The following is a 17,868-nucleotide window of genomic DNA, read 5'->3' as shown; positions in this document are numbered from 1 at the left end:
GGCGGGCGAGACGTGACGGTCGGCCCCCCCCTGCCGGGGGCGAGCGGGGGAAGACCGGCGTCCGGAGCCAATTGCCTAGTTTTTTATGCGCTTTTATGGAGAAGGTATTCCCGGCGTCGAGCCGGGTGAATTGGCCGGCACGCTGATCGTGATCGAAGGCGCTGACGGTTCCGGCCGCTCTACCCAGATGGAGCTGCTCCGCGATTTCCTGGAGAACCGCGGCCATGCCACCCTCAATGTCGGTCTGCGGCGGTCCACCCTGGTTTCCGAAGAGCTGGCGGAAGCGAAGAAGGGGAATGTCCTCGGCGAGATTACCCGCAGCCTCTTCTATGCCACCGATTTTGCCGACCAGCTGGAGAACCGGATCATTCCGGCATTGAAGGCGGGCTTCATCGTCTTGGCCGATCGTTACATCTACACGCTGATGGCCCGCGATATCGTCCGCGGCGCCGACCGGGAATGGGTCCGCTCCCTCTACGGGATGGCGCTGATTCCCCACCTGGTCATTTACCTGCGGGTAAGCCCGGGACAACTGGTAGAACGGAACTTCCGCAAGAACGCCACCCTCGACTACTGGGAATCGGGAATGGATCTCGGCCTTTCCCGGGACATCTTTGACAGCTTCATCCGCTATCAACGGCTGATCCAGAAGGAGTTCGCCCTGATGGAGCACGAATACGGCTTCCACATGGTCAATGGCAACCGCTCGGTCCGTTCGGTGGCCGGCGAAATCTTTGCCCGGGTGGAAGGCGTTCTTGGTGGAGGCACCGATGAGTGATGGCGAGCGGAGTTCCGGCGGCAAAACGGAAGATCTGTACAACGAGGTTGCCTGCGAGCTGAAGCTTCTCCGTTCGGTGGTGCGCGAGATCGGTGAAAGTTTTATCCTCAGGCGCGAAGGAGAGATCGAGACCTTGCTCGGCTGTCTGGAGACGCTGCCGCGGAAACGGGTACGCGACGCGGCGCCGGAGTGGCTGCGGGAGCTCCATCGGCTCAAGGTCAAGCCGCATAAGGGGCGCTTGCGGGATCTGAAGGAGCTGGACCGGCTGGTCGGCGAACTGATGGAGCAGTTCATGGAGCTGCAGCAGGAAACGTGCGGCCGGCCGCGCCGCAACCGGGCCTTGCCGGCGCCGGATCGGCGGGCGGAGTCGGGAGAGTAACCGGTGCGAGTCTCGGGCGTGACGCCGCTCTGGCTCGCCGCACCGCCACTGCTCGCCCTGCGGGTCGACGATTTTTTTGCCCGCTGGCGGCAGGCCCAGCGGACGCTTGATCCCGAAGACATCCACGACCTGCGGGTCTCCTCCCGCCGGCTGCGCGAAGGGCTGCTGCTCTTTGCGCCACTTTACCGGCCGGCCGCGCTGCGCCAGGGCGTTCGCCCGGTGCGGCGGATCACCCGGCTTCTCGGCGCGCTGCGCAACGCCGACGAGGCGCTGCTGTTCTTTCGCGAGCTGGCGGCCACTGCGGCGCCGGCTGCTTGCGCCCCCCTGGGTGACCTCGTCGGCCGCTACCAGCAGCGCCGGCAGACGGAGGCGCACCATCTGCACACCGCCCTCTCCAACCTTCATGCCGGGGCTACCCATGCCGCCCTGGCGAAAATTGTCGCCCGCCCCCGGGTGTTTTCTGCCACGGCCCTGCCGATCGATCCCTTCATGACCATCGGCGCCTTCGCCGGCGAAAGTTTCGCCGGTCGGCTGGCCGAGCTCCTGGAACTGGTACCGGCGGCCAGCCGGGAGGAGGATGCGGCGGCCCAGCACCGGTTGCGGATTGCCGTCAAGCACTACCGCTATCGGCTGGAAATCCTCTCGTTTCTCCTCAGTGACGGCTATGCGACGATCCACGGTCTGGTCAAGCAGTACCAGGAGCTGCTCGGCACGCTGCACGACCTGGACGTCTTTGCCGAGCTGGTGCGCCAAGAGGGATTGCCATCCGCTACCGAGTGTGTCATTCTCGAGACGCTCGCCGCCCACCGGCGGCATCATTTCGCCGCGTTCGCCGCCCTGCTGGCGGCCCATCCCTTTGCGACGATCGGCGAGCAGGTAAGGAAAGCCTTGTGACACGTAACCGACTGGCGGCAATCGATATTGGCACCAACTCCATCCGCTGTATCGTCGTTGAAGTGACGAATACCGGCAAGTTTCGCGTCCTCGACGACGAGAAGGCGACCGTGCGGCTCGGCGAGGGGTTGGCGGCAAGCGGCAAGATCGGCTCGGCGGCCTGGGACCGGGCGTTGGCCGCGTTGAGCAGGATGAAAAAGATCGTCGACGGCTACGGTGTCAAGGCGATGGAGGCGGTTGCCACCAGCGCCGTCCGCAAGGCGGCGAACGGCAGCGACTTCATTGCCGCCATCGCCGAGCGGATCGGCCTGCGGGTGGCAGTGATCGGCGGCGAGGAAGAGGCTGAACTGGCCGCCCTGTCGGTGCGGAACCATTTCGACCTGGAAGGGGTCCGCTACGCGATGATCGATATCGGTGGCGGCAGCCTGGAGGTGGTGACGGCGCTCGGTTCCCATATCGAGGAGATCTACTCCCTCGAACTGGGGGCGGTCTTCCTCACCGATACCTTCATCACCGGCGACCCGGCGAAGCGGACCGATCTGCAGAAGCTGCGCAAGCATGTCCGCGAGGCCCTCAAGGCAGCTTTTGCCGGGGAGCGGGCGCCGGTCCAGTGCCTGGTCGGCTCCGGCGGGACCATCACCTCGATTGCCGCGATGGTGATGGCGATGCGCAAGGAGGAGTACGGCTCAATCCACCGTTACGAGGTGCTCCGCTCGGAGGTCGTGCATCTGCTGGCGATGCTGGAGCGCAAGGACCTCAAGGGGCGCCGGGAGGTGCCGGGGCTGAATCCCGACCGGGCCGACATCATCCTCGCCGGGGTGACCGTGGTCGACGAGCTGATGCGTTTCTTCGATGCCAACCTGCTGCGGGTCAACGAACGGGGGATTCGCGAAGGGTTGATCCTGCGTGGGCTGCGGACTCACGGCCTGCTCCCGCCGGCCGGTGAGCCGGGATCCTGGCGGACTGCGGTGCTCGATTTCGCTCGCTCCTGCCATGCCGACGAAGAACACGCCCTCCAGGTGGCGAAGCTGGCGCTGATGATGTTCGACGCCCTCGATTCCGTCTACCGGCTGGGAGAGGAGAGCCGGCGGCTCCTCGAGGCGGCGGCGCTGCTCCACGATGTCGGCTATTTCATCAGCTATTCCAGCCACCACAAGCACTCTTACCACCTGATCCGCCATGGCGACATTTTCGGCTTCACCCCGCGGGAGCGGGAGCTGATCGCCAATATCGCCCGCTACCACCGCAAGGCCCTCCCCAAGAAGAAGCACGAGCCCTACCAGCGGCTGGCCGAACCGGACCGGCTTCTCGTCAGCCGGCTCGGCGGCATCCTCCGGCTGGCCGACGGCCTCGACCGGCGCCGCAACAGCCAGGTGAGCGGCGTCAATTGCTCGCTGGGCGAAGGGACCTTCATCGTTACCCTGCAAAGCTGCGGCGAGGCCTCCGTCGAGCTGTTCGGCGGCAAGCTCAAGGGAGACCTCTTCGAAGAGGCGTTCCGCAAAAAACTGCTGCTGGCGGCCGAGCAGGCGGGGTGACCCCCTGCCGGTTCCGTCCGGTCTTCTTTCCCTCCAGGCAAATTCTCCTTCGTTCCCACCCACCATTTTCTGCCAGTTATTGCAGATTGTTCAGGTTGCTGTAACGCTACTGCAATACGGGACCGGTATGGTCGTCGCGTCTGCCGGTGCGAACCGGCCGGTTGTCATGCGTTGCACGAACCTGACTTGCCGTCAGGGGACTCATATTTCACAGGAGGCATTAGATGAAAAAGAAAGTTTTGGCTGTAGCCGCTGCCGGCGCCCTGACGGTAGCCACGGCGGTTCCGGCCCTGGCGCTGGAGAACGAGTTCCACGGGATGTTCCGGGTGTTCGGCACCGTCTCGAACTACGCCGACGGCGGTTCGGGCACCGCCCTGCCGAAGGAGACGGATCCCCAGACCAAGAGCTTCGTCGAGCAGCGGGCCCGGCTCATGTACATCGCCAAGGCCAACGACGACCTCAAGCTGGTGACCCACTTCGAGATCGACTCCCGCTGGGGCGATAACTCCTACACCACTTCCCGCAACGTCGGCGGTGCCATTGGCGCCGATACCACCAACCTCGAAACCAAGAACGTCTACCTCGACTTCAACATCCCCTCGACGCCGCTGAACGTCAAGGTCGGGATCCAGCCGGTGGCCGACTCCTTCAAGGGGATCTTCATCAATGCCGATGCCGCGGCGATCCTCGCCACTGCCAAGCTCGGCAACGGCTCGATCATGGCCGGCTTCTCGCGGCTCGACGATGCCGATACCTTCACCCTCGCCTCGGCGGCCAACCGTTCCGCTTCGACCCCCGGCAAGGCCACCCGCGACCTCTACCTGCTGGACGGCAAGTACGGCATCAGCAAAGACCTGAAAGTGGGCGCCGCCTACTACGTCCTCACCGCCGACCAGAAGGACGACCCGCAGTACAGTTACACCCTCCATACCATCGGGGTGAACGGCGAGTACAAGTTCGATCCGGTCACTGTCGACGGCTTCGTCCTCTACCAGCTCGGCCGGACCAGCACTGCCAGCAAGGTCGACTTCGGCGGCTGGGCGGCTAACCTGACCGCCAAGGCGAAAGTGGGCCCCGGCACCCTCAAGGCCACCTTCCTTTATGCCTCCGGCGAGCAGAATCCCAACCCGGATGACTCCTCATACGTGCCGGTGACCAACGAGACCTCCAAGGGGAATGCGGAGCACAGCTTCAACGAGGCCGACATGATGATTATGTTCCGCAACAAATGGAACGTCTCCGGCGACCGGGCCATCCTTTACAATATCCGCAACGTCATCGGCGGCTTTGTCGGCTACAACGCCCCGATCACCAGCAAGCTGTTTGCCAATGCCAACGTCGGCTTCGTTGCCGCGGACAAGAACAACGACAATTTCGGTACCACCACCGCCGGCGATGCCAAGCACGACAGCCAGTACCTCGGTACCGAGCTGAACGCCGAAGTCGGTTACAAAGTGTACGACAACCTGACTGCCAGCCTGCAGGGGGCCTATGTCATGCTCGGCGACTACTTCAAGCGGACTGCCGCCAATGGCCAGGATCCCCGCGATCCCTACCTGACGAGAATCATGCTGAACTATGCCTTCTAATCGCCGACCGGGAGTGCCGCCGGCACTCCCGGTCTTCCCATTCTTTGGCCGCGCAGGCGGTCCGTGAGCAACTCATTACCCGAAGCGGAGGTTATCCCATGAAACGTGTAGCGGTGATGGTGATGGCGGCAGTGATGCTGTCGGCGACCGTGCCGGCGATCGCTGCCGAAATGACCAAGGAAGAGAAGAACCAGTGCCTGTTGGCGTCGAAAAACTGCGCCCACGATGTCGACAGTCTGCAGCAGAAGATCAAGAAACTTCATGCCGAGATCAGGAAAGGCAAGAAGGTCTATTCCGTCAGCGATCTGCAGAAGCTGCAGGAGAAGCTTGACGAGGCCAACAAGCTGCTGGACGAAATCATGATCGGCACCGGCGGGGGAAACTGATCCCGTCGCCGGCCGTGGTGGTCAGGCCCGCGGCATATCGACAACAACTCCTTTGTGTGTGATGGGGAGGGGAACGATCCCCTCCCATTTTTTATTTCGCCCGGGCAAATTTTTCCTGATTGTATCGTTGGTGTAAAGTGGCTGCAGTGTCGGGCGGATAGGATGGAGAGCAGAACTGACAAGGAGGTTCGACGATGAACATTATTCCGTTGGGTGATTATTACGCCTGGTACTGCGAGTGGTGCGACACGAAAAACCTGGTCCTCCAGCAGCGCTTTGCCGCCGGGACGGTAACCTGCGGCGCCTGTCACCGGCAGTTTGCCCACCCCGATCCCCAGCCGGAGCGGGAGCGCTATGCCCTGGCCGGCGGCCTGTAGGTTATTTGCGGAGAATTTCGAACAGGTAGATGACGATCTCGATGAAGATCAGGACGATGATGATCCATTCGAGGCGGGTCGCCCGGCGGGCGTGGCTGAGACTGGTGAAGACCTGGGTGATGTCGAGCAGCGTCTCACCCTTGTGCTTGATTTCGTTGTAGCGCTGGCTCAGCTCGAAGAGGTTGGCCAGCGTCAGGTAGAGCCGGTCGGCTTCCGGATTCTCCCAGGTGATGTCCGGTTTGTCGAGAATCATGATGTGGGCGATCGACTGGTATTTGTAGGTCAGGATGCTCGATGCGAGCTTGGCCAGCCGCCGGTCGGAAAGTTCCAGCTTCCCCCGGTCGAGCAGGCTGATCAGCCCCTCCATCTCGTCGAGCACCAGATCGACCCGTTCCTCGATCCGCTCCAGCGCCACCGACTTGGCGAGGACGAAGGCGATGGTTTCGGCGTAGGCCGGGTTGTAGTCCGGCATCGCCGCCACATCGTTGGTTACGGCAATCTTTTCCCCTTCCTCGACCCGGAGCGAATATTCGTCGCGATAGCGGTTTCCCGGCAGTTCAGCGAATTGCTCGGCGTAGTGGGCCATGCTCCAGAAGAACGAGTTGATCTCCTCCCCCGTGCAGTTGATGAAGACCACCCCACCGAAAAAATAGAGGTAGACCCGCTGTTCGTCCTGCCGGTCGCCGGTCAGCGGCTTCAGACTGGCCAGGTCGAGGACCATCGGCTCTTCCCAGCGGTAGCGCCGGGGGAAGCCGAGCTCGGCCGCCAGCCGGTTCAGATCGAGTTCCCCCGCCAGCGCACAGGCATTGAATTCAATCATCACCAGCCACCTCCCGTCACCCCTGCCGCCATTGTTGCCGCACCATTACCAGCATAGCCCATTGCGCCGTGCTCTGCAAATACCGCGCTTGCGCCGGCGGGCACAAAAAAGGCGGGCCGATAGGCCCGCCTTGGTTAATCGAGTTGCCGCCCCTGGATGGCGACGTTGCCGGCTCGCCCCGGCAGCTCGCCCATCGCCAGCTCGCAGCGGGGAGCGCTGCCGCGACGGATCTCCTCGGCAACTTCGCCGAGGGTGACGAAGCGGGCCTCCTGCGCCCGGAGCCGTTCCAGCAGGTCGACGAAGACCGTTGCCAGGACGCCTCCCTCGAGCTCGGCGTGGATCGTGTGGACATTGAGTCCCGGGGTAAGGAGCGAGAGGTAGTGGTCGTTGATGTTGGCCGCGGTGATTGCCCCTTCGCCGAGCAGTTCATCCATCGTCGGCAGGGTGGTCGGGATCTGCAGGGTGGTGAAGCTGCGCCCGTCCATCACCGGGTAGAACGGTGCCCGTCCCCGGCTGTCGCTGCAAAAGGTGAGGTACATCGCGTCCTGGATCTCCAGCGAATCGGGGGAGATGGTCCACCCCGGTGCCGCGGTGGTCTTGGCCCGGCGACCGATGACCTCCTCGAACAGGGCCGATGCCCGCCCCAGCTCCAGCGCCACCATTTTTTTCGGGATCCAGGGGAGCAGGTCGTGCCACTTGACGTGGTCCCAGCAGTGGATGCCGACCTCGTGCCCCCGGGCAGCCGCCTGGCGCATCACGGCCGGCGCTTTCATGCCGATGATCGGCGGCGGCAGCAGGACGCCGTACATCAGCGTCCGCAGACCGTAGACCGACGGCGCCCTGGTGCGGAGCATCTTGCGCAGGAACCCCTTGCGGGTGAAGATGCGGCGGATCGCCTTGCCGGAGTTGTCGGGCCCGAGCGAGAAATAGAAGGTGGCCTTGATCCCGAAGCGGTCGAGGATCTCCAGCAGCCGCGGCACGCCATCGCGGGTGCCGACGTAGGTGTCGACATCAATTTTCAGGGCAATAGTAGGTGGCATGATGGTCATGTGCCGATCAAGAAAACGTCGCTTTTCCGCAATTTCGGCGTTGTCGTGCGGGATCGCCTTGAGCTTGCGAAAAAACGGGTTTTCACAGCAGGTGCTCGATCTTTTCCTTCTCCTCGATCAAATAGAAATCGAGGGTCTTGCGCAGGGCCTCGTCGATAACGGTCCGTGGTTCCCAGCCGAGCCGCTGCCGCGCATTCTTCACCGAGGGGACCCGGGTCAGCATGTCCTGGTACCCCTTGCCGTAGAACTGCCCGGAGGAAACCTCGATGATCTTGCACACCTCGGCCTTGTCGCGGTAGGCGGGGTATTCCTTCACCAGGGCGATCAGCTTTTCCGCCAGCTCCTTGACCGACAGGTCGTTCCCCGGGTTGCCGATGTTGAAGATGCCTCCTTCGGCGCAGCCGTCCTTGTTCTCGATGATCCGCATCAGGCAGTCGATGCCGTCCTCGATGAAGGTGAAGGAACGGCGCTGGTTGCCGCCGTCCACCAGCTGGATCGGCTCGCCGGCGAGGATGTTGTAGAGGAACTGGGTAAGGACCCGCGAGCTTCCCTCCTTGGCGGTGGAGATGGAGTCGAGTTTCGGGCCGATCCAGTTGAAGGGGCGAAACAGTGTGTAGCGCAGCCCTTCCTGCTCGCCATAAGCGTAGATCACCCGGTCGAGCATCTGCTTGGCGCAGGAGTAGATCCAGCGCTGCTTGTTGATCGGGCCGAGCTGGAGCGGCGAATTCTCTTCGTCGAACTCCCGGTCGGGGCTCATCCCGTAGACCTCGGAGGTGGAGGGGAAGATGACCCGCTTCTTGTACTTGACGCACTGGCGGATGATCTTCAGGTTCTCCTCGAAGTCGAGTTCGAAGACCCGCAGCGGGTCCTTGACGTAGGTGACCGGCGTGGCGATCGCTACCAGCGGCAGCACCACGTCGCATTTCTTGATGTTGTACTCGATCCACTCCTTGTTGATGGTGATGTCCCCTTCCAGGAAGTGGAAACGGGGATGACCGATAGAGTGTTCGAGCTTGTTGTCGCTCATGTCGAGACCGTAGACTTCCCAGTCGGTGGTGTCGAGGATCCGTTTGGTGAGGGCATTGCCGATGAAGCCGTTAACGCCGAGGATCAGAACTTTCATAGTTTCTCCTTTGATGGCAGCCGGGAGGGCGGGTCAGTGCCGGGTGGCAGCCAACCGCGTCGCCAGCAGGTCGTAGCGGTGCAGGATCGCCCGGTTCAGCGCGGTGGCGGGCCGGGCGAGCGGAAAACGGAGCAGGGCGGTGGCCGCCAGGGCGACCAATGCCGAACCGAAAATGTCGAACGGGTAATGGACCCCGCAAAAAACCCGGGCGGTGCCGCCGAAGAGGGCGAGCACGGCCAGGATCAGGCCGGTGCCGCGCAGCCGCGTTTCGGCGAGCAGCAGGAAGGCCAGGGCGAACATGAAGGTAGCATGGTCGGACGGAAAGGACGTTTCCGGAGCATGCCGGATTAACAAGTGCACTCGCTGCACCATGAAGGGGCGGGGGTGAAAAGAGCCGAGCGTGATCGCCAGGTTGATCCCCATGGCGAGCAGCACGTTCTCGCCGGCCGCCAGCAGCCGTTCACGGACGTCGCGATTGGCGAACCAGAGCCAGAGCGCGCTGGCGATGAAGAGGAGCGGCAGATAGTTGGCCACCAGCACGGCAATGCGGTCGACGACGACGTTTCTGCCAGCCAGGCTGTTGATGGCGAGAAAGAGGCTCTGATTCATGGTTCGCGTCGTTCCTTTTCCCGGTGGATCAGTCGTTGGCGAAGGTGCCGCCGGTAAGCCCCGTGGCGGCGATCCAGGCGGCGGCCGGCTGCTCCGGCGCCCCTTCTTCCTGCAGCGTACGGATCTCCAGGAGCCCGTCGCCGGTCCCGACCACCAGCGGTGCCGTCGAGACGATCGCGCCCGGCGCACCGCTTCCCGCCACCGGCCAGGCCTGCCAGATGATCACCTTCTTGCCGGCACGGAAGGTGAAGGCCCCGGGATAGGGGTGGGTCACCCCGCGTACCAAGTTGTAGATCTGCTTGGCACCCTTCGTCCAGTCGATCAGACCGTCGGCCGGCTTCCTCCCGCCGAAGTAGCTCCCCGCTCCCAGGTCCATCGGCTGCCGGGGGGCGGTGCCGGCGACCAGTAGTGGAAAGCTCCGGCTGATAACCGTCACTGCTGCCACCGTAACCTTGTTGAAAACGTCGAGGGCCGTGTCGGTGAAGGCGATTTCGACCTTCTCCCGGTCGACGATGTCGCCGGCGTCCGGTTTTTCGACCATGTAGTGGAGGGTGGCGCCGGTTTCCGTCTCGCCGTTGATCACCGCCCAGTTGACCGGCACCCGTCCCCGATAACGGGGGAGATAGGAGCCGTGCAGGTTCAGGGCGCCGCAGCGGGGAATGTCCAGAACTTCTCCTTTTATCATGTTCCGGTAGTAAAAGGAAAAGAGAAAATCCGGGGCGAGTTCCCGGAGCAGTGCCTGATTCTCCGGCAGGTTGACGTCGGTGGTTCGCCAGGGGATACCGTGCCGGTCGGCCAGTTCGCGCACCGAGGCGAACCAGATCTCCTCGGTCGGCGAATCCTCGTGGGTGAAGATCAGCCGGACGTCCGCCCCCTGGCGGAGCAGCTCCTCCAGGCAGCGGTAGCCGACGTTATGGTAGGCACAGACGACAAGCGTAGTTTTTTTCATGAGCATTACCCGGAACTCGAGTCAACCGGCCGGTATGACCCGTTGAGCACAGAAATAGTTTGTTCACTTACGATCTGACCTTACGGTGGCCGATTTTTCGTCAGGTCAAGGAAGGCGAGCGCCGCCGCGGAGGCGTAGCGGCGCTACGCCGCACAAGAGCGGCGCGAAGCCTGACGCAGAGATGGCGGAAAAGCGGCCACCGTCACTCCCCGAAGCCGTGCGTCCGGCGCACCACATACCGCGGCCGCCGCCGCACCTCCTGGTAGATCCGTCCGACGTACTCTCCGACGATGCCGATGCCGAAGATGGTGATCCCGACGAAGAAGAAGAGAATGGCAAAGAGCGTGAAGACCCCTTCCACCTCGGCACCGACAATGAAGCGGCGGACCAGGAGGAAGACGGCGAAGGCCACCGCAAAGAGCGAGGTGAATACCCCCAGGAGGGCGAAGAGCTGGAGCGGGACCACGGAAAAACCGGTCATCAGGTCGAAGTTGAGGCGGATCAGCTTGTAGAGGGAGTACTTGCTCTCCCCTTCGGCCCGCTCCGCATGGGCCACCGGCACCTCGGACGGGCTTGCGGCAAAGGTCTGGGCCAGGGCCGGGATGAAGGTGGAGGTCTCCTGGCAACGATTGATGTTGTTCACCACGTTTCGGTGATAGGCGCGGAGCATGCAGCCGTAGTCGCTCATCCGCATCCCGGTCATCTTGCGGGTGACGATGTTGACCATCATCGAGGCAGTTTTGCGGAAGAAGGTGTCCTGCCGCTTTTGGCGGATACTCCCCACCACGTCGTGCCCCTTCTCCACCTCGGCCACCAGTTTCGGAATCTCCTCCGGCGGGTTTTGCAGGTCGGCGTCCAGGGTGATCATGATCTCGCCCCGGCTGACCTCGAAGGCTGCCATGATCGCCATGTGCTGGCCAAAGTTGCCGTTGAACTCGATCACCCGCACTTCCGGATAGGTGGCGGCCATCTCCGTCAGCATGGCCAGGGAGCGATCGCGGCTGCCGTCGTCGGTGAAGATGATCTCGAACGGTTTGCCGAGCCCCTGCATGACCGGGTAGAGCCGGCCCATCAGGTTGGGGAGGTTCCCCTCCTCGTTGTAGACCGGGATGATGATGGAGACGTAGGGTTGTTGTGACATGGGTTCGTTCCTGTAGGGGTACCCACCCAGTGGTTGCCCTGTTTATGGGCAGGCATGGGGGCCTGCCCATACATCGTTATTTTCTGAAGCGCGCGATAACGTCCTTTACCGCCGCCACCACATCCCGGGCGTCGTCAAGGGTCATCTTCGGGAAGAGGGGGAGCGAGAGAATCCGCTCCGACGCGTAGTCGGCGTTGGGGAGGCTACCGGCCGGGACCGGCATCACCTTCCGGTAATATTCGTGGTGGTGGATCGCTTTGTAGTGCAGGCCGGTGCCGATGTTGCGCGCCTTCAGCTCGGCCATGAAGCGGTCCCGGTCGATGGTCAAAAGCTCGATCCGGACCAGCGGCGTGTAGAGGTGCCAGGCATGGCGCTGCTCGTAGGGGGCGTAGGCCGGGAGCGCCAGCTCCGCCACGTCGGCAAACTCCCGGGTGTAGAAGTCGGCGATCTCCGTCCGCCTGGCGATGAAGCCGTCGAGCTTCGGCAGCTGATGGATGCCGATTGCCGCCTGGATGTCCATCATGTTGTACTTGAAGCCGGGGAGGAGGATGTCGTAGTTGGGGGTCCCCGCGGCGGAGAAGCGCTTCCAGGCCTCGCGGCTCATCCCGTGGAACTTGAGCAGCGAGATCTCTTCGGCCAGTGTCTCGTCCTTGGTGCAGACCATCCCCCCCTCGCCGGTGGTGATGTTCTTATTCGGATGGAAGGAGAAGATCGAGATCGAATCGAAGGTGCCGATCTTCCGTCCCTTGTACTCGGTGCCGATAGCGTGGGCGGCGTCTTCGATCACCTGGAGGCCGAACTCCCGGGCGATGGCAAAGATCGGGTCCAGGTCACACGACTGGCCGGCGAAGTGGACCGGGATCAGCGCCTTGGTTCGCGGGGTGATCTTCTCGCGGATCTTCACCGGATCGATGTTGAGGGTTCCCGGCTCGATATCGGCGAGGACCGGCGTGGCGCCGACCAGGATCACCATGCTGACCGTCGAGGCGAAGGTGAGCGGGGTGGTGATCACTTCGTCCCCCGGGCCGATGCCGAGGGCGAGCAGGGTCAGGTGGAGCCCCGCCGTCGCCGAGCTGAGGGGGATGGCGAAGGGGGCGCCGACGTAGGCCTTGAACTCCTCTTCGAACCGTTTGACCTTCGGGCCGGTGGTGATCCAGCCGGAGCGCAGGGAGTCGACGACCTCGCTGATCTCCTCTTCATCGATAGTAGGGGTGGAAAAGGGCAGAAATTCCGAACGCATGGCAGACCTCCGAAAAGACGACGCGCAAACATCCATTTATGGCACAAAATCGCGCCGACCGCCAGTTGTTTACATCCCCGGCGGCAAGATTTCCTCCGCTTAATAGTTGGCGACCAGCAGCACATCCTGTTGGCTGCCGAGCAGCTGCGGCGGCTTCGTCAGCTGCGGGGCGAGCTTGGCCAGGTCGTCTTTGCCGATCATGGCGATCACCTGGGTCGGCGAGTTCCACAAGGCGATGAAGGCCGGCGTTTTGATGAACCAGGCGCTCTGGTCGCCGATCTTGCTGCCGAAATCGAGCTCGTTGCGGTTGTTGACCAGTACTACCCGCCGTTCGGCATAGTAGCTCAGTCCCTGGCGGTACATGCCGAAGGTCGCCAGCACCGTTTCGGGGCCGGCCTTGGCGCGGGCCAGCAGGCCGAGTTCCTTGGACGATTTTCGCTCGGCGGTGCGGGCCAGCACCCGCGGTGCGCCGGCGACGGCCAGCAGGTAGGACATCAGGCAGAAGGCGACCAGGGTGGCCGGAAGCGCCCGCCTGCTCAGTAACAAAAGCGCCGCCACCCCCTCGACGAGCAGGATGCCGCCGATGATCGCCATGTCCGTCACCGAAAAGCGGGGCCGCTGGGCGAGAAACGGGTAGAGGGCGACGCCGATTCCGCCGATCGTCAGGAGTCCCGCCGCCAGCCAGGCCGGGAGCCGGAGGCCCGCCGGCCGCTCGACGCACCGGTCGAACAGGTCGCCGATCAACAGTGCCACTGCCGGGAAGATTGGCAGGATGTACGGGACCAGCTTGGAGTCGGAGAGGGAGAAAAAGACGAAGATGATTGCGCTCCAGAGCAGGAGGTAGAGCCGGGCCTCGCCTGCCGCCGTCTGGCGCTCCCGCCAGATTCCCCTGACGGTGGCGGGGATGAACAGCGACCAGGGGAGCATGAAGCCGACTAGGACCGGGATAAAGAACCAGGGGGGCTCGTAGCGGCCGTGCACTTTGGTGAGGAAGCGCTCGAAATGCTCGTGGATGAAGAAGAAACGGGCGAATTCGGGATTGCGCAGCGACACGGCGACGAACCAGGGGGCACCGACCAGCAGGAACAGGGCGATGCCGGTCGGGAGGCGCATCTCCTTTAAGAGCCGCCAGCGGCCGGTCAGTAGCAACTGGAAGAGGATGATGCCGCCGGGGAGCACCAGGCCGATCAGCCCCTTGGCAAGGACGGTCAGGGCGGCGAACAGGTAGAAGAGATAATAGTAACGCCCCGGGTGCCGCTCTTCCGGCCGGCTGGCGAGCAGGAAGCAGCCGAGGGCCAGGGTCATGCAGACGCTGAGGGTCATGTCGATGACGTTGTAGCGGCCGATCACCAGCCAGCCGAGGGAACTGCCGAGGACCAGCGCCCCGTACAGGCCGCTCTTCCGGCCGAAGCAGCGCCGTCCCAGGTGGTAGGTAAAGAGGATGCCGACCAGTGCCATTAGCGCTCCGGGGAGGCGGGCGGCGAATTCGTTCAGCCCGAACAGCTTGAAGGAGAGCGCGTCGAGCCAGTAGTGGAGCGGCGGCTTTTCGAAGTATTTGACGTAGTTCAGGTGGGGAGTGATGAAGTCGCCCCGTTCGAGCATCTCCCGGGGGATCTCCGCGTAGCGTCCTTCGTCGGGGTCGATAAGGGGGAGCGCCCCCAGTCGGAAAAAGAGGGCAAAGCCGAAGAGGGCGGTCAGGGTGAACAGGTCGCGCCGGGCGCTCCCTTCGCGAGCGGTGAAAAACTGCAACAGAGGGGTCATGGATGGTTCCTTGCCGGTTATGGGTTTTGCCGGCGGAGCAGGTCGAAACGCTCGGCGGCGAAGGGGGGGCGGAGTCTGATCCGCTGGTTCGGATGGGCCTCGGCGAGCGGCTCGCCGGCGATGCCGGTCAAGCCGTCGAGGCGGAAACTGTTGGCGGTCAACTGCCGACCGACAAATTCGACGGTCTCGCCGGCGACGAGCCGGTTCCGTACCTCGATGGTCAGGCTGCCGTCGGCCGCGACTTCTTCGACGATGCCGACGAATTCGTGGCTGCGCCGGTAGCGGGAGTCGTACTCCTGGTCGACGTCGACCGGCTTGCCGAGGAAGAAGCCGGTCGTATAGCCGCGATGGCTGATCTTGGCCAGTTCGTCGAGCCAGACGGGCTGGAAGCGGTAGCCGGCGGGATCGGCGGCAAAGCGGTCGAGCGCATCGCGGTAGACCCGGACCACCGAGGCGACGTAATGAATCCCTTTCATTCGTCCCTCGATCTTCAGCGAGTCGATGCCGGCGCCGACCAGTTCGGGGATGTAGCGGATCAGGCAGAGGTCTTTGGAATTGAAGATGAAGGTGCCGCGCTGATCTTCCACCACCGGGAAATATTCGCCGGGCCGGGTCTCTTCCACCAGCGCGTAGCTCCAGCGGCAGGGGTGGGCGCATTCACCCTTGTTGGCGTTGCGGCCGGTCATCACGCTGGAGAGGAGGCAGCGCCCCGAGTAAGAGATGCACATGGCGCCGTGGGTGAATACCTCCAGCTCGGCCGCGACCCGCTGCCGGGTTTCGGTGATCGCCGCCAGCCCCATCTCCCGGGCGAGGTTGATCCGTTTGATCCCCTGCTCCTGCCAGAACAGGGCGCTCCGCCAGGAGGTGGTGTTGGCCTGGGTGGAGAGGTGGATGTCCCGTTCGGGGGAGATGCGGCGGATGGTGGCGATGACCCCGGGATCGGCGGCGATGTAGGCGTCGAAAGGGATGGCCGCCACCTCTTCAAGATAGCGGTCGAGCTCGGCGAGTTCGTCGTTGTCGGGGAAGCTGTTGACCGTCAGGTAAACCTTCACCCTCCGGTCGTGGGCGTAGGCGACCGCGTCAGCCAGTTCGCTGAGGGTGAAATTGTCGGCCAGGTTGCGGAGCCCAAATTTGGCACCCCCCAGGTACACGGCGTCGGCGCCATAGTGGATGGCGATCCGCAGCTTTTCCATATTGCCGGCTGGGGCGAGCAGTTCGGGGATACGCACGGTGGTGAACCTCTTGTTGGCATGCATTATGCTGAAATTTTCAGCGCGCCGCCGAACGGCAGCGCAATAGCCCCGAATCGTAGCACAGAACGCCGGTCAAGGAAACCCCCAAAGGGGAGCTTTATCCTTGACAAAACTGGGGAAATGCCTTTTAGTATCCTGACAAATCGACCGTGGAGGGGCGATGGGACCGTCCAGATACGCGACTGCCGTTTTTTGTCTCCTTGCCGTTACCGGGTGCGCGAACCAGGATCTCCTGGTGCAGCGTCAGACGGAGATGGGGGCGCGGCTTGACCAGCTCCAGCAGTCCTCTTCCTCGTCCGGGGAAAAACTCGCCGCTCTCGGCACCGAGATCGCGGGGCTCCGGGGGCAGCTGCAGACCCAGGCGGTCGAAATCGAGCAGCTCAAGACCGCCCAGCGGGAGCTGCAGGACAATGTCTCCGAGCGGTTTGCCCAACTGGCGCCGCCGGCCGGCAAGATCGAAGTGATCAATCGCGACCTGTCGGCCCGGGAAAAGGATGCCGGCCCGCCCGTCGCGTACCTGAACGCCTTCGGCCTTTACAGTGCCAACAAGTACCCCGCCGCCATCCAGGCCTTCGAATCGTTCCTGGCGGCGAACCCCGCCAGCGACTATGCCGGCAACGCCCTCTACTGGATCGGTGAGTGCTACTACTCCCAGTCCAACCTTGCCAAAGCCCTGGCTTCCTTCAAGATGGTGGTCGACAAGTATCCCCGGGGGAACAAGGTCCCCGATGCCCTGCTGAAAACCGGCTTCACTCTCTATGCCATGAAAGAGAACGACCGGGCGAAGTCGACCCTGGAGACGCTGATCGGCCAGTACCCGAACAGCCCGGCCGCGGCCAAGGCCCGGGAGCGGCTGGCCGGTGCCGGGAAGTAACGTGATGAGAAAGGGGGCGGCGACCGGTCCGGTCTCCGCCGTCGAGTTCCCCGTCACGGCTGCATCGTGACCGCGAGGTGAGTATGAAAAAGTTGCTGTCCGCCATCCTCTGCCTGATGACTCTTTCCTTCCTTCCCCTGCCGGCGGCGCTGGCCGCGGCGGATGAGCCGACGGTCTACGTCATTCAGAAGGGCGATACCCTCTGGGGGCTTTCGGAGCGGTTTTTGAACGATCCGTACTACTGGCCCAACCTCTGGGCGAGAAATCCGACCATCGGCAACCCCCATTTCATCTTCCCCGGCGACCGGTTGAAGGTTTATCCCGACCGGCTCGAAATCGAGCCGCGGCAGCCACGGACCGCCGGCGTCGCCCCGGTCGCCGCGCTCTCCGAGGAACCGGTGGCGGAGCGGACCTTCCAGGTCACCGGCAGCGAAGGCTTCCTGCGGGAAGACGGCTTCAAGCCGGCCGGAACGATCATCAGCACCGCCCAGAACCGCCAGCTGCTCGGTACGGACGACATTGCCTACACGGACATCGGTCGGCTCCATGGCGCCCAGGTCGGCGACCGCTTCTCCATTTACAAGGAGATGGAGCAGGTCAGCCATCCGGTCACTAACGTGATCCTCGGCGAGCGGGTCGTCCCCCTCGGTACCCTGCAGCTGACCGAGGTCGATGACAAGAATTCCAAGGCGATCATCACCCGGGCGTACCAGGAGGTCGGCCCCGGCTCCTTCCTGCTCCCCTACCGGGAAAAGCGCCACCAGGTCGCGCTCCGGGCGGCGGACAAGGACCTGTCGGGCTACATCGTCGCCTCCGGCACCGGCAACAACCTCATCGGCGAGGGCGATCTCGTCTTCCTCGATCTCGGCAAGCGCCAGGGGATGCTGCCGGGGTATTTCTTCTATGTCCTCCGGGAAGTGACGCCCGATCCGCGCTATGCGGACATTTCGGTCGGCAAGCTCCCCCCCGAGGTGATCGGGGCAGTCGTCGTGGTGACGACGGGGGAAAACACCTCGACAGCCCTGGTGGTCAAAAGCATCGACACCATCTATCGCGGTGATCGCGTCGAAATGAAGAAGAGCAGATAACATCTCCGGAAAGGGGACCGGCC

General features: G+C 63.4%; 18 protein-coding genes. 9 read left to right on the top strand and 9 right to left on the bottom strand.

What is annotated here, in order from left to right; translation table 11 throughout:
- Positions 1-85 precede the first annotated feature (85 nt).
- The 7 genes from QMN23_RS15290 to QMN23_RS15260 all read left to right on the top strand — a co-directional run bounded on the left by QMN23_RS15290 (position 86) and on the right by QMN23_RS15260 (position 5,938).
- Positions 86-778 carry a dTMP kinase gene (locus QMN23_RS15290; RefSeq protein WP_282000197.1) on the top strand — a complete coding sequence of 231 codons (693 nt, stop codon included), beginning with the start codon at positions 86-88 and terminating at the stop codon, positions 776-778.
- Positions 771-1,157 (top strand): hypothetical protein, encoded by a 387-nt coding sequence (locus QMN23_RS15285; RefSeq protein ID WP_282000196.1) that lies wholly within the window; start codon positions 771-773, stop codon positions 1,155-1,157. The genes QMN23_RS15290 and QMN23_RS15285 overlap by 8 nt, the downstream gene beginning before the upstream one ends.
- Positions 1,158-1,160: 3 nt before the next feature.
- Complete coding sequence (locus QMN23_RS15280) at positions 1,161-2,051, top strand: CHAD domain-containing protein (RefSeq protein ID WP_282000195.1); 891 nt, start codon at positions 1,161-1,163, stop codon at positions 2,049-2,051.
- A complete protein-coding gene (locus QMN23_RS15275) occupies positions 2,048-3,586 on the top strand; it encodes a Ppx/GppA phosphatase family protein (protein ID WP_282000194.1) in 1,539 nt (512 codons plus the stop codon). The genes QMN23_RS15280 and QMN23_RS15275 overlap by 4 nt, the downstream gene beginning before the upstream one ends.
- A 224-nt stretch (positions 3,587-3,810) precedes the next feature.
- Complete coding sequence (locus tag QMN23_RS15270; protein WP_282000193.1) at positions 3,811-5,175, top strand: histidine kinase; 1,365 nt, start codon at positions 3,811-3,813, stop codon at positions 5,173-5,175.
- Between the two features lie 98 nt (positions 5,176-5,273).
- A complete protein-coding gene (locus QMN23_RS15265; RefSeq protein ID WP_282000192.1) occupies positions 5,274-5,561 on the top strand; it encodes a hypothetical protein in 288 nt (95 codons plus the stop codon).
- Positions 5,562-5,755: 194 nt separating this feature from the next.
- Entirely contained in the window at positions 5,756-5,938 is a 183-nt protein-coding gene (locus QMN23_RS15260) for a hypothetical protein (protein ID WP_282000191.1), read from the top strand.
- A 1-nt stretch (position 5,939) separates the two neighbouring features.
- Here the strand turns inward: QMN23_RS15260 and QMN23_RS15255 are convergent, their stop codons facing one another.
- The 9 genes from QMN23_RS15255 to QMN23_RS15215 all read right to left on the bottom strand — a co-directional run bounded on the left by QMN23_RS15255 (position 5,940) and on the right by QMN23_RS15215 (position 15,859).
- Positions 5,940-6,758 carry an RMD1 family protein gene (locus QMN23_RS15255; protein ID WP_282000190.1) on the bottom strand — a complete coding sequence of 273 codons (819 nt, stop codon included), beginning with the start codon at positions 6,756-6,758 and terminating at the stop codon, positions 5,940-5,942.
- A gap of 134 nt (positions 6,759-6,892) precedes the next feature.
- Positions 6,893-7,798 carry a 4-deoxy-4-formamido-L-arabinose-phosphoundecaprenol deformylase gene (locus QMN23_RS15250; RefSeq protein WP_282000189.1) on the bottom strand — a complete coding sequence of 302 codons (906 nt, stop codon included), beginning with the start codon at positions 7,796-7,798 and terminating at the stop codon, positions 6,893-6,895.
- 91 nt (positions 7,799-7,889) lie between these two features.
- A complete protein-coding gene (locus tag QMN23_RS15245) occupies positions 7,890-8,930 on the bottom strand; it encodes a bifunctional UDP-4-keto-pentose/UDP-xylose synthase (protein ID WP_282000188.1) in 1,041 nt (346 codons plus the stop codon).
- 33 nt (positions 8,931-8,963) lie between these two features.
- Positions 8,964-9,539 (bottom strand): undecaprenyl-diphosphatase, encoded by a 576-nt coding sequence (locus QMN23_RS15240; protein ID WP_282000187.1) that lies wholly within the window; start codon positions 9,537-9,539, stop codon positions 8,964-8,966.
- A gap of 28 nt (positions 9,540-9,567) precedes the next feature.
- Positions 9,568-10,488, bottom strand: a complete 921-nt coding sequence (locus QMN23_RS15235) for a formyltransferase (protein WP_282000186.1) — start codon at positions 10,486-10,488, stop codon at positions 9,568-9,570.
- Positions 10,489-10,690: 202 nt separating this feature from the next.
- Positions 10,691-11,629 (bottom strand): glycosyltransferase, encoded by a 939-nt coding sequence (locus QMN23_RS15230; protein ID WP_282000185.1) that lies wholly within the window; start codon positions 11,627-11,629, stop codon positions 10,691-10,693.
- Positions 11,630-11,705: 76 nt separating this feature from the next.
- Positions 11,706-12,869, bottom strand: coding sequence for a DegT/DnrJ/EryC1/StrS family aminotransferase (locus QMN23_RS15225; protein WP_282000184.1), 1,164 nt, complete (start codon positions 12,867-12,869; stop codon positions 11,706-11,708).
- 99 nt (positions 12,870-12,968) lie between these two features.
- Positions 12,969-14,630, bottom strand: a complete 1,662-nt coding sequence (locus QMN23_RS15220) for a glycosyltransferase family 39 protein (RefSeq protein ID WP_282000183.1) — start codon at positions 14,628-14,630, stop codon at positions 12,969-12,971.
- Between the two features lie 17 nt (positions 14,631-14,647).
- On the bottom strand, positions 14,648-15,859 hold the full coding sequence (locus tag QMN23_RS15215; protein WP_282000182.1) for a peptidase U32 family protein: 1,212 nt from the start codon (positions 15,857-15,859) through the stop codon (positions 14,648-14,650).
- Positions 15,860-16,118: 259 nt separating this feature from the next.
- Between QMN23_RS15215 and ybgF the strand changes: the two genes are divergently transcribed.
- The gene (gene ybgF / locus QMN23_RS15210; protein WP_282000181.1) at positions 16,119-16,757 is read left to right on the top strand and encodes a tol-pal system protein YbgF; all 639 of its coding nucleotides are present in this window, start codon (positions 16,119-16,121) and stop codon (positions 16,755-16,757) included.
- Between the two features lie 83 nt (positions 16,758-16,840).
- Complete coding sequence (locus QMN23_RS15205; RefSeq protein WP_282000180.1) at positions 16,841-17,845, top strand: LysM peptidoglycan-binding domain-containing protein; 1,005 nt, start codon at positions 16,841-16,843, stop codon at positions 17,843-17,845.
- The last annotated feature ends 23 nt before the right edge of the window (positions 17,846-17,868 follow it).

The organism is Geotalea uraniireducens, assembly GCF_027943965.1.
GTDB lineage: Bacteria > Desulfobacterota > Desulfuromonadia > Geobacterales > Geobacteraceae > Geobacter > Geobacter uraniireducens.
Note: the sequence above shows the minus strand (reverse complement) of the source record. Positions and strands in the feature narration are given on the sequence as shown.

Coding starts and splice junctions, on each gene's coding strand:
- QMN23_RS15290 (WP_282000197.1), top strand. CDS start 86: ATGCGCTTTTATGGAGAAGGTATTCCCGGCGTCGAGCCGGGTGAATTG.
- QMN23_RS15285 (WP_282000196.1), top strand. CDS start 771: ATGAGTGATGGCGAGCGGAGTTCCGGCGGCAAAACGGAAGATCTGTAC.
- QMN23_RS15270 (WP_282000193.1), top strand. CDS start 3,811: ATGAAAAAGAAAGTTTTGGCTGTAGCCGCTGCCGGCGCCCTGACGGTA.
- QMN23_RS15265 (WP_282000192.1), top strand. CDS start 5,274: ATGAAACGTGTAGCGGTGATGGTGATGGCGGCAGTGATGCTGTCGGCG.
- QMN23_RS15260 (WP_282000191.1), top strand. CDS start 5,756: ATGAACATTATTCCGTTGGGTGATTATTACGCCTGGTACTGCGAGTGG.
- QMN23_RS15255 (WP_282000190.1), bottom strand. CDS start 6,758: ATGATTGAATTCAATGCCTGTGCGCTGGCGGGGGAACTCGATCTGAAC.
- QMN23_RS15250 (WP_282000189.1), bottom strand. CDS start 7,798: ATGCCACCTACTATTGCCCTGAAAATTGATGTCGACACCTACGTCGGC.
- QMN23_RS15245 (WP_282000188.1), bottom strand. CDS start 8,930: ATGAAAGTTCTGATCCTCGGCGTTAACGGCTTCATCGGCAATGCCCTC.
- QMN23_RS15240 (WP_282000187.1), bottom strand. CDS start 9,539: ATGAATCAGAGCCTCTTTCTCGCCATCAACAGCCTGGCTGGCAGAAAC.
- QMN23_RS15235 (WP_282000186.1), bottom strand. CDS start 10,488: ATGAAAAAAACTACGCTTGTCGTCTGTGCCTACCATAACGTCGGCTAC.
- QMN23_RS15230 (WP_282000185.1), bottom strand. CDS start 11,629: ATGTCACAACAACCCTACGTCTCCATCATCATCCCGGTCTACAACGAG.
- QMN23_RS15225 (WP_282000184.1), bottom strand. CDS start 12,869: ATGCGTTCGGAATTTCTGCCCTTTTCCACCCCTACTATCGATGAAGAG.
- QMN23_RS15220 (WP_282000183.1), bottom strand. CDS start 14,630: ATGACCCCTCTGTTGCAGTTTTTCACCGCTCGCGAAGGGAGCGCCCGG.
- QMN23_RS15205 (WP_282000180.1), top strand. CDS start 16,841: ATGAAAAAGTTGCTGTCCGCCATCCTCTGCCTGATGACTCTTTCCTTC.